The sequence below is a fragment of the Fuchsiella alkaliacetigena genome, assembly GCF_023227765.1.
Lineage (GTDB): Bacteria > Bacillota > Halanaerobiia > Halobacteroidales > Acetohalobiaceae > Fuchsiella > Fuchsiella alkaliacetigena.
Genome location: NZ_JALKBZ010000053.1, coordinates 1 through 15,327, shown reverse-complemented (window position 1 = coordinate 15,327; position 15,327 = coordinate 1). Strand labels below are relative to the sequence as shown.

General features: G+C 37.6%; 8 protein-coding genes and 1 riboswitch. Of the genes, 1 reads left to right on the top strand and 7 read right to left on the bottom strand.

The genetic code is table 11. The features are described 5' to 3' along the window. The first annotated feature begins 343 nt into the window (after positions 1-343). Positions 344-1,348: a DUF3231 family protein gene (locus MWH30_RS11740; RefSeq protein WP_248664281.1), complete on the top strand. Its 1,005-nt coding sequence runs from the start codon at positions 344-346 to the stop codon at positions 1,346-1,348. Positions 1,349-1,357: 9 nt separating this feature from the next. Here the strand turns inward: MWH30_RS11740 and MWH30_RS11735 are convergent, their stop codons facing one another. From MWH30_RS11735 to MWH30_RS11705, 7 genes are all read right to left on the bottom strand, one after another. Continuing rightward, positions 1,358-4,063 carry a response regulator gene (locus tag MWH30_RS11735; protein WP_248664280.1) on the bottom strand — a complete coding sequence of 902 codons (2,706 nt, stop codon included), beginning with the start codon at positions 4,061-4,063 and terminating at the stop codon, positions 1,358-1,360. Positions 4,064-4,224: 161 nt separating this feature from the next. Further along, positions 4,225-6,168, bottom strand: a complete 1,944-nt coding sequence (locus tag MWH30_RS11730; RefSeq protein WP_248664279.1) for a methyl-accepting chemotaxis protein — start codon at positions 6,166-6,168, stop codon at positions 4,225-4,227. A gap of 135 nt (positions 6,169-6,303) precedes the next feature. Further along, a complete protein-coding gene (locus MWH30_RS11725) occupies positions 6,304-8,202 on the bottom strand; it encodes a DUF294 nucleotidyltransferase-like domain-containing protein (protein ID WP_248664278.1) in 1,899 nt (632 codons plus the stop codon). Positions 8,203-8,235: 33 nt separating this feature from the next. Continuing rightward, positions 8,236-9,672 (bottom strand): glutamate synthase-related protein, encoded by a 1,437-nt coding sequence (locus MWH30_RS11720; protein WP_248664277.1) that lies wholly within the window; start codon positions 9,670-9,672, stop codon positions 8,236-8,238. A 14-nt stretch (positions 9,673-9,686) separates the two neighbouring features. Next, the gene (locus tag MWH30_RS11715; protein ID WP_248664276.1) at positions 9,687-10,208 is read right to left on the bottom strand and encodes a rubrerythrin family protein; all 522 of its coding nucleotides are present in this window, start codon (positions 10,206-10,208) and stop codon (positions 9,687-9,689) included. A 26-nt stretch (positions 10,209-10,234) separates the two neighbouring features. Next, the gene (locus MWH30_RS11710) at positions 10,235-12,424 is read right to left on the bottom strand and encodes a response regulator (protein ID WP_248664275.1); all 2,190 of its coding nucleotides are present in this window, start codon (positions 12,422-12,424) and stop codon (positions 10,235-10,237) included. 399 nt (positions 12,425-12,823) lie between these two features. Continuing rightward, positions 12,824-14,683 carry a methyl-accepting chemotaxis protein gene (locus MWH30_RS11705; RefSeq protein WP_248664274.1) on the bottom strand — a complete coding sequence of 620 codons (1,860 nt, stop codon included), beginning with the start codon at positions 14,681-14,683 and terminating at the stop codon, positions 12,824-12,826. 234 nt (positions 14,684-14,917) lie between these two features. Continuing rightward, positions 14,918-15,012, bottom strand: a riboswitch (cyclic di-GMP riboswitch). Between the last annotated feature and the right edge of the window lie 315 nt (positions 15,013-15,327).

Sequence of the window (15,327 nt, the reverse complement as noted above, 5' to 3'; positions counted from 1 at the left end):
CATATTAAGAAGTAGCGGTCTATTTAAATTGTAAGAAAAACTGAGCTTTTAACAGGACAAATGTCCTAACAGTAATTATTAAAATAATAAAACAGATTATTATTCCCCTACCAGACTCTTTTCTCACTTCAACAACACCCTTCATTTAATTAATAACAGTTATTTTAGCCATTAACTATTATATTTTCTAGATTACTCCTCAAAATCCCTGCTAAATGGGTAGTATATACAAGAAAAGCAGCAACTCCTTTTTAAAAGAGATACTGCTCCCTTAATACAATCCATTATTTACTTATATATTTAAAGCTCATCAGAGCCATAATAACTATCAGGAGGGATTAAATTGGATCTATTTCAGCTATTCAATCAGAATATGGACTTTTCATTATTTAAAAAGTCACCTCAAGGACAAGAACAAATGTCTACTCTGGGAGCTTATAATTTGTGGAATGGTCTCAGAGCTAGATATATCAGCAAAGAAACCTATCAGCTTTATAGAAACTTTGTGCATGACCGTGATTTTGATCTTTTACTTGACCAACATATAGAACATTTTCAAGAACAAATAAAGGTCATGGAAAACTTAGCCGAAAAATTCAAAATGCAGGTACCTTCTAAACCACCACAAAGTATAAAAATTTCAGCTCACCTTGATGTTATAACTGATAAACTTATCTTTAGAAGAGTTTTTTCTGATTTAATATCGGAATTATATCTTCTAAGCCATGCTTTAACTACTACTCCAACTCACGATAAATTAAGAAGTCATTTCATAGACTTTATAGAAGTCCACTTAAAAGATTATCAGAATCTTTATAAGTATGGAAAAACTAAAGGCTGGACAGATATATCTCCTTCCTTTAAAACTCATAAACCCATAGAAAAAGAAGAATTATCGGCAAGTGAAGCTGGACATATCTGGGAACTTCTTAATATCAGATATGATCAACTGCAGATCACCAGATTTTTTTTAGGCTTTGTTCATGATGGAGACTTTAAACAGATACTTAAAAGAGGAGTTTCTACACTTAACAAGCAGATTAAGAAATTAGTAAAGCAGGCTGAAAAATATGAGGTTCAATTACCCGAGCAACCACCAGCCTCACAACAATCAAATATTGATCCGGAGATCTTAGAAGATAAATTCGCTTTCCGGATTATTTTCAAAGGGCTTCAGGACGCTATAAACATGCACCTTAAAGCCGTGGTAGAAACGATCAGAAACGATAAACTACGGGATTTCTTTTTTAATTTATATAAAAATGAAGTTAAATTTTACGATAGGCTAGTTAAATATGGTAATATGAAGGGCTGGACCTATATAATTCCTATGTATCGGCGGGGTTAAATAGACTATTTAGTCCTCTAATAGGGCCCTAAACTCAGCCAAAGCATCCTTTAAGCCATCTATATCAAAATCACTCGCATATCTATTTAAACGAACCGTATAATCAAGCAACTCCTCAAGCTGATGCTGCTTAACAAACTCCTCTAGCTCCTCAGCAAAATCCTCCACCTCATTAATCACTATTGCCCCCTCCAACTCTTCTAACCTACTCTCAAACTTCGCCTTCAACTGCTCTATCACCTCAGCAGCTAAGCTACCCTGATAATCAGACTTAGTTATTGGGTCACTTGCTGCTTCCTCTTCCTTTACACAAGGTAAATGCTTAGCTAGCAACCTGTTTAATCTATCATCCTTTATCGGCTTAGTTAAAAATTCATCAAAATCACTTTCAGCCACCTTAGAACATTCATAATCTGTAGCCGAAGCTGTTAAGGCAATTATTGGCAATCTAACTTTTTCATTCTTTCTTATCTCCCGATGGGCTTGATAGCCATTCATAATCGGCATCTTCAAATCCATAATAATCAAGTCTGGTTCATGTTTTATAGCTAGCTGCACCGCTTCCTGTCCATTCCAAGCCTCTAATACATCCAGACCCCTATTTTTCAGCTTTATCTTCAAAAGTTCTCGGTTCGACTTTACATCTTCGGCAATTAATACCTGAGCCTGCTTAAAACTAAAATTTTGCTTCTCTTGCTCTTTATATTTAGGCTCTGCTCTTCTAAACTCTAAATCAAAAAACTTTAAAGTAAAACAACTGCCTACTCCTTCCTTACTATCTAAATAGATTTCCCCGTCCATCAATCTAGTTAATTTTCTAGTAATTGCTAAACCTAAACCCGTTCCTTCATACTCCCTGTTACTTTTACTATCCTGTTGAGTAAAAGATTCAAATACTCGCTCTTGATTCTCTTCAGAAATTCCAATTCCTGTATCCTGCACCTGCACTTTTAAATCCAGCCTTTCAGTATCAGAATTAAGTTCACTCTTAACAATAAGCTTAATACTACCCTTTTTAGTAAACTTAATCGCATTCCCCAATAAGTTTATTAAAATCTGCCTTAACTTTACCTCATCCAGCTTAACTTCCAATAAATCGTCTTCAGCTTCTATTATCAACTCTAAACCTTTATCCAGCAACTGCTTATGAAAAATCACTTGCATTTCCTGGCACAAAGCTTGAGGATTAAAATAAACCGGGTTAATCTCCATCATTCCCGCTTCAATCTTAGACATATCCAAAATATCGTTAATCAAGCTTAACAGGCTATTACCAGCCTGTTTAATAGAGTTCAAATAACTAATATGCTCCTCTTTAGCCAGCTTAGATCCTTTAAATTCATTTTCTAAAATTTCACTAAAACCAAGCACCGCATTTAAAGGAGTTCTGATTTCATGACTCATATTAGCTAAGAACTCACTCTTAGCTTGATTAGCCTGCATTGCTTTTTCTCTAGCTTCAATCAACTGCTCTTCTGTTTTCTTAAGTTCAGTAATATCAGTAGCTACCCCTAAGATCTGTCTATCCTGCTTATCTGCCGAAAGAATTAAAGGGACCTTAGTTATCTGAAACCATCTACTTTCTCCTTGCGAGTCTACTATTTTTTCCTCTAAATTCACCTCTGCTGCTTCTTCCTCTATTATTTGCCGATCACTCTCCATCAGCTTAGCTGCTACCTGCTCTTCAGTAAAAATAGCATCTTTTTTGCCTAAAATCTCCTCTTTATTAACTCCGCAAAGCTGAGTCAAAGCCTGATTCACTAAGATAAATCTGCCCTCCCAGTCCTTAGCAAAAACAAAATTAGGAAGCAGATCTATTACCTGCTGTAAATAGTTTCTTTCTGCTTCTAATTCATTTTCCACTAACTTACGTTCAACTAGCTTACTTAAACGTTTAGCAATAGTATCCAGCAAGGCTCTTTCCTCTTTTAAAAAAGGTCCCTCATACTCCTCAACTCGCTCCTCTAAATAGTAAATTTCTACCTTACCTAAGCTTTCATCACGTACTATAATTTCACTACTCTGCTGCCAATTACTAGTTCTAAAATCTTGACTTTTAAACTCCTGCCCAGCTAACTTGATTCTGACCCGAGCAATCTCAGGGTGCTTCCAAAAATCAGCAATAGTATTAGCAACTTCCTCCATCGTTTCCTCCAAGGAATAATCTCTCTCCTCAATAATTTGAGTCAGAGAATAAAGACAGTTTAGCTCTTTAACTCGCTCTTCTAACTGTTGATTTTTAGCTTGAAGTCTTTGCTCTAGCTCCTTTTTAGCCGTAATATCCTGCAAAACTCCCAGTATCACCTCTTTAGAAATCCGCCTATGCTTTTGTTCACTTTCTTTTAACCTATCTAAGCAAGAATCATCTCCAGCCAATCTTGATTGAATATTAACCCTAGTCAATACTTGTTCTTTAAAAAAAGGTTTAACTAAATAATCCACCTCTCCCAGCTCGAACTCTGCTAACCTATCCCTCAATTTTTCTAAAGTACCCAACAAAATAATAGGAGTCGTTTGAGTTGTAAGAAAATTTTCAGTAGCTAAAGAAATATCCAAAATAATCAAATCCGGACTCTCTTTCTCAAGTAGCTCAAAGGCCTCAGCAGTATTATTTGTCTTAGAAAGCCGATATGAATTTTCTTTTAAAATCTCTTCCAAACTCTCTATATCCCTCTGATTTTGGCTGATGATTAAAATTAGCTCTTGCTTAAGCATCATATTCCTCCTTAAAATAAGCTTACTAGTTATAACTTTAGACAAAAAAACTGTTCTTTCCTTTAAAACTGTTAAAAACTATCATTTTTAATACAAAAAATTCATTAAAAAAAGGTTATCCATTATTAAATGGATAACCTTAAAAAGTAATCATAGATAACTTAAATTTTAAACTGTTCAACTATCTTTTGTAGCTCTTGGGCCATGTTCGCTAACTCCTGAGAGGATCTAGTCACCTCATCAGACATATTATTTATATCTTCCGTAGCATTATTAACTTCCTCACCCTGCTGAGCCAGCTGATTAGCCGAGCTAGCAGTCTGCTCTATTTGAGCCGAAGTATCTGCTACTGCATTTTGAATCTCTTTAAAAGCACTCCCAGTCTCTTGAGCAATCTCCCTACCTTCATGGGCCTGACTTTCTACTTCTTCAACCTTCTCCAAGCCTTTTTTAGACTGTTTTTGGGTCCTATTAATTAACTGAGCAATCTCACTAGTAGCCTCAGCAGTCTGCTCTGCTAACTCTCTGATCTCATCAGCTACCACCGCAAAACCTTGCCCATGTTTACCAGCATTTGCAGCTTCAATAGAAGCATTTAAAGCTAGTAGATTAGTCTGTTCAGCTATGCCCGTAATTAGTTCAATAATCTGGCCTATCTCCTGTGAATTACTATCCAGCTCATTAATCACCTCTACCGTTTCCGACACCGATTGATCAATCTCTTCAATCTTACTTACCGTCTCTTGGATATTCTGGCTACCCAAATCAGCTTGCGAATTAGCCTGCTCAGAAAAGCTAGCTACCTCTTGGGCACTAGCCGAAATCTCTTCAATACCGGCAGCCATATTCTCGATTAAATTATTAGTAGTCTCTATAGTGGCGTTACCCTCCTGGGCCGAAGCCGATAGCTCCTCACTATAAGCCGATAAGCTTTCAATCTTATCCCGCAGTTGAATAATCATCTCTCGCAAGTCACTCTTCATCTCATTTAAGGCCATTGTAGCTTGACCAATCTCATCCCGAGACTTAACTTCCATATCCGAACTGAGATCATTATTGGCAATCTGTTCTTTAAACTGATTAATCGGCTTCACTACTAAGCTCTTAATAGATAACTGACCAACTACAATAGCCAGTATCACAATCACCACTAAAACGATAATAATAACTCGCAATAAAGCATAAACCGGCTCCATAGCTTCGGACTCATCTATATCTGCTAGTAGGGCCCAATTCACTCCTGAAATATCCACCGGAGTATAGGCGCTAATTACATTAATTCCTCGATAATCAGGTACTATATCCACTCCGCTCTCTCCGGCTAAGGCCCGATTCGCTGTTTCCATATCTATCTCTAAATCCAAGATAGTACTCTCTTCATCAAAACGAGAATCGGAACGCATTAAGTTATCCTGCCCTACCAAATAAGTCTCTCCGCTTTCACCTAAGCCCGATCTTTCCTGCATAATATCATTAATCTGATGAATCGGAATCTGTAAAGCTACCACTCCTAATTGATTGCCTTCTTCATCCGTTACCGGAGCTCCAATAAAAGAAGCAGGCTCATCACTCGGCTCATACATCGCAAAATCAATTAAACTAAGCTCCTCCAGTCCTGCTTGATATGCTTCAGCTAAACCTGAATCACTATAGGGCCCGTCAACTAAATTAGTACCTAAATCATCTTCCTCCATTACCGTATAAATTACATTACCCTCTAAATCAATCAAAAAAAGATCATAATAACCATATGTATTATTAAAATCACTTAATTCTTCATCATAAAGAGACTCAATCTCAACATACTCTTCACTATCTAAACCTTCTTCAAAAACCTCAGTAAAGTCAGACAAGGCCTCTCTAACTAAAGAATCCTCAGCCAAGACCTCTATATTTCTAAACCTTTCCTCAAAATAATCTTCAATATAACTAGCCTTTACCTCTCGCACAGCCTCTAACTGTCGCTTATTCTGTTCAATCAAAGTATTAGCAGACATGTTATAACTTAATAAAGCTAGTCCAGCTAAACTAATTACAATCAAAGCAATAAATACTCCACTTAACTTAAAACCGATGTTTAAGTCCTTTAACTTATCTTTTAACATCTTTTACCTCCTGAAAATTTTAAAATACTGATTTTTCATTGCCTTACCTATTATACCAAAACTATATAATTAACTCAACAGTGAACTACATAGAATTTTCCCTATATTTTTACAATATCTATTGCTTTTCTTATCTTAAACCTTAAAGGTATGAGCAGTTAGCTTCATTAGCTGCTTTACTTGTTTTAGCGCTTCTTTTAAGTCCTGATAATCATTTTTATCCAATTTTTGAGGGTTAATATAGTTATCGGCCTCTTTTCCCGCTTCTATCTTCTTTAGATTTTCCTTAATCCTAAATTCCAATAACTTTTGATAAGCTTGACTGAGATTTTCCTTATTATTTTCAGAAATCACATTCTTTTCTACCAAAACCTCTAATCTTTCAAAAGTGGAAGTTGCATGGATTCCTTCTTTTAAAGAAAAGGCCCGCACACAGTCCACCATCTGTATTGAACCTCCTAATTTTAGATTAATTTCATCCTCATGTTCCTCAGAATTTTTAGTTAATAACCTCCCAAAAAGACCTAGAGGAAGCTGATTATATAAAGCGACCTTACCCAAAAAGTATAATACAGTATCATTCCGCTGTGAAAGATTTACCAAGTGATGCTTAAGCAGTCTTGCTATATTGAAATTACCATAAATCGGACGATGGTCAAAGAATATATTAAAAGATCTAACCTTAGTAAAGTTTAAATCAGCTAACCACTCCTGCATAATCTGTCTCCATTCTTCCAAGGAGTTACGCCAGTAGTGGTTGCTAACCATCACTCCCCCATCACACTCTTCAAAGCCACACTTAATCAGCTTATCTACAATCTTTTCTCCAAAAACCCGAAAGTACTCTTCAACTTTCTCTTTAGGCTGTCCCTCATTAACCCAAATAAAGCCATTATCCTGATCCGTTCTCAAAAACTGCTCTTTACGTCCCGCACTACCCATCTGTAAAAAGCAGTACTCCACCGGCGGAGCTCCATAACCTTCTCTTTTCATCTCTTCTTCAGATAACTCAATTATTCTTCGAGTTAAGCGATCATTAAACTCAGTAATTAATTCACAGATTTCCCGCGCCGAAGCATTTTCTACTATTAAAGCCTTTAAAACCTTATCCACCCTCTGGCGGGCTTCATTCAATTCCTGAATAGAATTTTGCGTCTCTATCTCATTAACTATAGTTACTAAACCAGCATTCCGAGTTTCAGTTAAGTCTCTAATAGTAACTATTCCCTCTATCAAGTCCTGCTTAAGCACTATTATATGCTTAATCTTATGCTTAACCATGCTGTATAAGGCCTGATAATAGAAAGCTTCCCGCGGCATGGTAATAATATTAGTAGACATTACATCTTGGGCCCGAAATTCATGCTCTACCTTTTTTTGAGTCATTATCTTATGCACTAGCTCTCTTTCAGTAACAATTCCAATCGGTCTATTATCCTCTTCCACTACTATAGAACTTACTTGGCGCTCCTTCATAGCTCTTGCTATCTCAGCAACGGGAGCTGTCTTCACACAGGTTTCTACTGGAGAACTCATGATTTCAAAAAGCTTCTTCCGAAAAGGATGTAGCTCCAAACCATCTCCCCTTTGCTGACGATACTTTTCTTCTTCTATAAGATGCTGGCAGCAGGAATGCTTCCAATCGACTAGCGATTCTATTAAGTACTCTGCAAACTCCGCTTGTCGATCAATCAACTCTCTTAGTGACTTACGAGGTAGTAAGAGACATTCGCACTCCTCTACTACTAAAGCCGAATGACTATAAAGCCCTTCTTGACTAAAGATATCCTCTCCTAAAAAATCAAGTGGATAACGATAGCCAAGCACCTTGTTAATTCCGAACTCATCGGTAATAACTACCTCTACCAAGCCTTCCAAAATTATATAAAGTTCACCCCGAGTCTCTTCATTCTGTTTAAAGATATAATTATCCTCAGCATAACTTTCAATTCTAGCCTCGGGAAGCGTTGCTAATACCTCCTCCACAAAGTCTGGCGAGTCAACTAATTTCTCTAGCATCTCTATAATATCCATGTTCTAGACCTCCTTAAGTCCTAACCAAACTACTTAAACATGAGGTATCCTAGTATGGCTTGCTATTTCGGAATTAACAGTGTATAAATCAACTAAACTTAGTGCATGAAGATCAGCATGACCTGCTAAACGAGCAAAGGTCTTTAACTCCTCTAAGCTCACTTGCAAAAAGTTAGCTAAACGCTGAGCACTATTTTCGACATTTAAACGCTCCCGCAGCTCTTCATCCTGAGTGGCAGCCCCTACTGGACATCTTCCCCTATCACAGACTCGATACTGCTGACAAGCTGCTGCCATTAAAGCCGAAGTAGCAATGGCGATCGCATCAGCTCCTAAGGCTAAGGCTTTAGCAAAATCACTGGCCATCCTTAAGCCGCCGGTAATAATTAAATCAATATCTAAGCCCTGTTCATCTAAATACTTTCTAGCTCGATCTAAAGCAAAAACAGTAGGTACAGAAGTAGCATCCTTAACTACCTTCAAAGTAGAGCCAGTAGCCCCACCCCGACCGTCAATAGTCACAAAGTCCGGCTCAGCATAAGCAATACACTCCAGATCAGCCTCAATATGTCCGGCAGCAATCTTAACTCCAATCGGTCGCCCTGCCGAAAGCTCTCGTAACTTAGTTACTAACTCTTTTAAATCTTCTTTAGAATTAATATCCGCAAAACGGGCCGGACTTATTATATCCTCCCCCAAAGGCTTATCTCTGATCTCAGCAATTTCCGGAGTTACCTTCTCTGCCGGCAGATGACCTCCCATTCCTGCCTTAGTCCCCTGACCGATCTTAATTTCTATCGCCGCCGCCTCCTTGAGATTTTTTTGACTCACACTATACAGATTAGGCACATATTCAAAGATATACTTATAGGCAGCCTCTTTTTCTTCAGCTAAAACTCCACCTTCACCGCCCCCAATAGCAGTTTTGCTTTGGGCAGCTCCCTTAGCCAAAGCTATCTTCATTTCCTTAGATAGGGCCCCAAAGGACATATGTGAAATCAGTACTGGATTTTCTATCACCATTGGCTGGGCTGCCTGAGCACCGATAGTGGTAGTAGTACTCACCGCTTCCTCCTTATTCAGAGGTAGTCGGCTTAGTTGGGCTCCCATTATCAAAATATCCTCCCAAAAAGGTTCAGCAATGCTGCTCCGCATAGCCTCATTAATCGAAGTACCGCTAACAGCTACTTGATGGATATTATCCATCTGCTTTTCCTGTTTATCGTCCTGTCTATAAAAAGATGAGGAGTAGTCTAGGTTGCTCTTTTGCTCTTGAGGCGGGCCCTGTTTAGAGCTATCTTCCGCTTCCTCCGCAGCAGAATCAGCTTCCTCACTCTCCACCTCTTCAAAATAAATCTGCTCCGAAGTACAGATCGGACAGACCCAAGACTCAGCTAACTCCTCCCAAAGAATCTCCTCTTCAGCCTCATCATAAACATAATCACAAACAACACATATATAGCTTTGCATAATTAATCTCCTCTCTATATTCCAAAGTCTTCTGGCTCATAATGGGTAATATCGTTTTGACAGCCCGGACACTTCTGCGGCGGCTCAGTACCTTCATAAACATAACCACAGACTCGACACTTCCACTTAATCGCTTCCTCTCTCTTAAAAACACTATCACTTTCCAACAGCTCCAATAACCTTTCTAAACGCTGCTGATGGCGCTCTTCTATCATCCCGATCTGCTTAAAAAGCCTAGCTGCTTCCAGCTCCCCCTCAGCCATAGCCTGCTCAGCCAGGCGCGGGTAAACAGACTCCTGCTCCTCCTTTTCAGCCTCAATAGCCGTTCTCAAATTCTCCTCGGTAGAACCCAATTTGCCAAGTATTCTAAATATCTCTCTAGCGTGAGAAAGCTCATTCTGAGCCGTCTCCTCAAAAATCTTAGCGTAATAATGCAGCCCTTCTTGGCGAGCAATCTCAGCAAAAAGCTCATAACGACATCTAGCCAATACTTCCTGTCTTAAGACCGAATAAATTTCCCGTTTATAATCCTTCATAGTATCAACTCTCCTTTATTTTTCACTTACTCCCTCAGCTTCAGTAAATTAACCTGATTTCCCTTTTCATTATACCACAGCTCATCATAGAGCTTATTAGTCATCTTAATCCCCCGGCCTCTTTCCTCCAAACCATCAAAATCCCTTTCCACATCCAAGACCTGAGTAGCCTTTTCAGTCCAGTCAAAGCCTGTCCCTTCATCCTCAATAGTAGCTTTAATATACTGCTCGGTTACTTCTACCCTAATATCAACCTTTTTACTTTTATCTAGCTGATTCCCATGCTCAATAGCATTAATAACCATCTCTTCAAAACCGATACAGATTAAGCTAGGTGGCTCATAATAAGGAGCAATAAACTCCATTAGCTTCTCCTTCAACTTGTGCATTGCTGCGCAACTACTACATATACTGGACTCAAAGCTATCAATTACCTGTAATTCCTTTCTTAAAGTAAGAAAGGTTATATCATCTTGCCCCTTAATACTGCCAGCAAAGTTCTCAAAATCTTTTCTCACTCTGTAGTTTATCAACTCCGGCGGTAGATAATAATTAGCTGCTAAAACTTCTTTTAAACGTTCTTCACCATAAGGAATTAATCTCCCCTCTTCTTTATTTATTGTCTCCTCAATCAACCCATCGGTAGTTAAAAAAAACGTTTCTCCTGCTTTTAAAGAATGCTCTACTTGCTGATACTCCAAAGCTTCAGCTTCAGGCATTGAAGTAATCGGTAGCCCACTACAAAATAAAGGAGACAACTCGCCATCCTTAGTAATAATTAGAGGAGGAATCTGAAATCCTGCGTTAGCAAAAGTAAGCTTCTGCTTCTCCACTTCCAAAACTCCTAACAGCAAACAGATAAAATAATCTCCTGGAAAGTTCTCTTGACTATATCTCTTGGTTATATATCGAATTAAACGAAGTGGATCTAAAATTTCTCCACTTTCATGCTGATAAAGCAAGTAGTTATTAATAGTTTCCCGTAAAAATATATTCAACAAAGTTCCATCTAAACCGTGCCCGCTTACATCAGCTAAATAAATAATTAACTGATCTTCAATCTGAATAATATCATAAAAATCTCCCCCTAATTTATAAGAAGGTTGAAAGTAAGTATCGTAAGCTATCCCTTCTATTTGAGGCAGGTTTTTAGGTAGAAACTGCTGATGTAACTCACTAGCTTTATCTATCTTTTCTTCTAAGTTATTATATAAGCCCTCTATTTCCTGATAGTATTCCTTTAACTTCTGATCACTTTTCTTGCGCTGAATAGTGTTAATAAAGATATTAGCTACCACTCTAAATAAGGAAATTTCTTCTTCTTGCCACTGATGTTTTTTAATTCTGGAATTAAAACCTAATACTCCCTTTAGCTCCTGACTATACTCTAAAGGTAGCAATAAACTGGACTTAATATTTTTAGATCTTAAAAACTCTTGTTCCTCTTTAGCCGCTGCTGATAACTCTTTAGTATCAACAATATCTATAAGTTCTCCTGCTTCTAGCTTATTTAGGGCCCAAGAAAAATCCTTTAAAGTAAAACACTTATCAATATCAACAGCAGCTTCCATTTTAAAGTCTTTTCTCAACCACCTAAAAACTTCTTCAACTTTTTCATTATCAGCAGAAAATAAATAGATAAAAGCATAATCCACTCCAATAAATTTAGCTATCTTTCCTAATCCTTGCTCTATTCTCGGCTGAATATCACCATTATCTTTAAAATTAATAAACTCCTTCGATAAATCTATAACTAAGTTCTCCAATCTAGCTCTATACTTCAGCTCTGCTAATAGTTGCTCCTGCTCTTTAGTTTTTTCTTTAAGCTCCTTTTTAGTCCGACTAAGTTCCAATTGAGTCTTCACTCTAGCTAATACCTCTTCTTTTTGAAAAGGCTTAGTTATATAATCTACTCCACCCAAGTTAAAACCTTTCAGTTTATCCTCGGTTTCGGTCAAAGCACTAATAAAAATAACAGGAATCTCCTCAGTTTTCGGTTTTTCCTTTACGCTCTTACAAACCTCAAAGCCAGTCATCCCCGGCATCATAATATCTAAAAGAATCAAATCTGGAAGCTTCCTAGCAATAAAATCCAAGGCTTCTTTGCCGCTATTAGCTACGGCTACTTTATAGGAACTTTTCTTTAGTATCCTTCCTAAAATCTGCACATTCTGTCTATTATCATCGACTACTAAGATCAACTCTTCCTCGCTCACTATAATCCCTCCTTTAACTAATATTTTTTATTCCTTTTCTATTTCGATTAACTACGAAAACTCTTTAAGTATTCTATATAAAGATATCTTAAGCTATTCCTTGGTTAATAGTTCTAGCAATTGCTTTAATCAATTCTTTGCTGCTTGCTATTAGAGATTGCTCAATGTGAGAAATAAGTCACAAAGCAGTTTTTAAATAATTATTATTTATTCTAATTTTCCCTGATTATCCAAATTAAAAGGGACTCTTATTAATAATAGTTCTATAATTTTATTAGTTTTCCTCTATATATGGCTCCTTTTAATCTGAATTATATAATAATAGTTTGAAAAAAGCGGTTACTCAGTTTTCTGAATAACCGCTTTTCTAAATTAATTATTTTCTTAAAACTAATTTATTTAAACTTTAAACTGAGCTACTAGCTCCTGTAGCTCTTGAGCCATAGCCGATAATTCCTCGGAAGAACCAGTAATTTCATCGGACATAGTAGTAATATCCTGAGTGGCTTCGTTTATCTGACTACTATTTTCAGCCAACTCCTGAGTAGAAGCAGCCGTCTGCTCTACATGAGCCGTAGTCTCTTCAATAGCTTCCTCAATCTCAGCAAAGGCTTCTCCATTTTCTACAGCCACTTCTTTACCTGCTTGGGCCCTATCCTCGACCTCCTTAACTGACTCTAAGCCACTTTCAGACTTCTCTTGCGTCTCCTTAACTAAAGTGGATATCTCAGCCGTAGCCTGAGCCGTCTGTTCAGATAACTCACGAATCTCCTCAGCTACCACAGCAAAACCTTGTCCATGTTCACCGGCTCGAGCCGCCTCGATAGCTGCATTTAAGGCCAAGAGATTAGTCTGCTCCGAAATATCGGTAATCAGATCTATAATCTGTTCTATCTCCTGTGAATTAGCCTCCAAATCCTCGATAACTGCTACTGTTTGCTGCACTGCATCCTCGATCTCTTCCATACCTTGAACTGCCTGCTTGATATTTTCACCACCGACTTCCGTCTGCGCATTGGCCTGCTCGGTAAAGCTAGCTACCTCCTGGCTACTAGCCGAAATCTCTTGAATACTGGCCGTCATTGCTTCGATTAGTTCTTTAGTATTATCTATAGTAGCATTGCCTTCCTCAGCCGAAGCCGACAGCTCTTCACTATGAGCCGATAGATCCTCGACATTACTTAAGATGTTAGCAATTAAAGTTCTATACTGAGTCACAATTTCATTAAAGGATCTTTGTAGAGTTCCCAACTCATCCTCTCTATTTACTTCCATTTGAGAGGTCAAATCGCCGCTAGCCAAAACCTCCATCGAATCCACAACCTGCATAATAGGTCGACTGAAGTTATTGCCCAACCAGCCAGCTACCAGAGCGGCTAAGGAACCTACAATCAAAACCATAATTAAACTCCCAATTAAGAGTGCTCTAAGCTCCGCAAAAGCTTCATCTGTTGGCTGTTGAGCTAATACGGCCCAGCCTAAGTTATCTAAGTAATCATAAGAAGCCAATACTTCATCTCCTAGGTCATTTATTTGAACCAGATCACCACTCTCGCCTGCTAGAGCATTTTCGATTGCTTCATTCTCTGTTTGAAACTGTTCTAAAACCATACCTTCATAGTCAGGATGACCGATTATAACTCCTTGATCATCAGTCATATAAGCATAGCCAGTATCTCCTATCTCTACTTCCATAATTAGCTCCTGTACAACCCTTAAGTCAATCTCTCCTCCTAAAACACCGATAATCTCTCCGTCCTCTTCGATAGGAGTAGAGATAGTAACGGCTGGTCGATCAGTAGTAGTAGATATAAAAGAGTCCGAAACATTAGTCTGACCTACAATGGCCTCTTGATACCACTCCCGATGGCTATAGTCATCACCAATCAGTTCACTGCTGGCTTCATCAAAACTAACTGCTATTCCATCCTCATCGGCTACATAAAAGCCTTCAAAAAGCGGATAGTTTGCTAAAAGTTCAGCAAATAACTCTTGATGGGTCTCCACCTCCATAGATTTAATCTGCTCTAAGTCAGCTATAAACTCTATATTACTAACACTCTCCTGACCTAAAGCTTCAACTCTTTCCGATAACTGCTCTGCTACTAAGCTATTATGTTCAATTACTCTCTCTTCAATAGCTCCCCGTTCCTGAATATAGTTTACTGTCGAATAAATAATAACCGGCACTACTGCCAATAAAATCATTATTCCAATTAACTTCTGTTTCAAACTAAGCTCTCTTAACATTTTAAACATTTTTAGCACCTCTCTTTTGATTATCAAAGTCAAAGACTACCTGAGCTGACTTATAAACACCTAACAACCATAAACTATCCTTTTTAATCTAAACTCTTAACCTCCCCCTTTTTTATTAACACCTTATTAATTTAACTTAAAGTAAACATAAATAAATCTGACCCTAATCTTTAAGTAATTAGCACAAGAACAGGGCCAGATCCATAGATAAATCAATATCTATCTTTTAATCTCTCCGGCAAACTGACAATCATAGCTTAATTACTTACTCAAGCCTTAGACCCAGCACTTTGCGACCCTGATTTTCATCAGGTGTGCCCTAGACGGATTATCTTCAATTATCAAAACTTTCTTTCCTTTTGGATATATACTTCCTTAATTTGAAGGTTTATTTATTACTATTAGCACTAGAATAATATCATAAAATGACACTTGATTCAATATTAAATCATTTTTTCTAAATATTTAGATAATTAATTATTTTTTTCTGAAAATTATTTTTGGGATTGAAAGGTGTGATAACTGCTTAAATAAGCTTTAGGAAGGTAATAAGGAAAGAAATATACTAGTGGTCAGAATTAGAAAGTGTAGGAATGGTTGAATCAGAAAGAATAATTGATGGTGAAAAAACGACAGAAACAAGA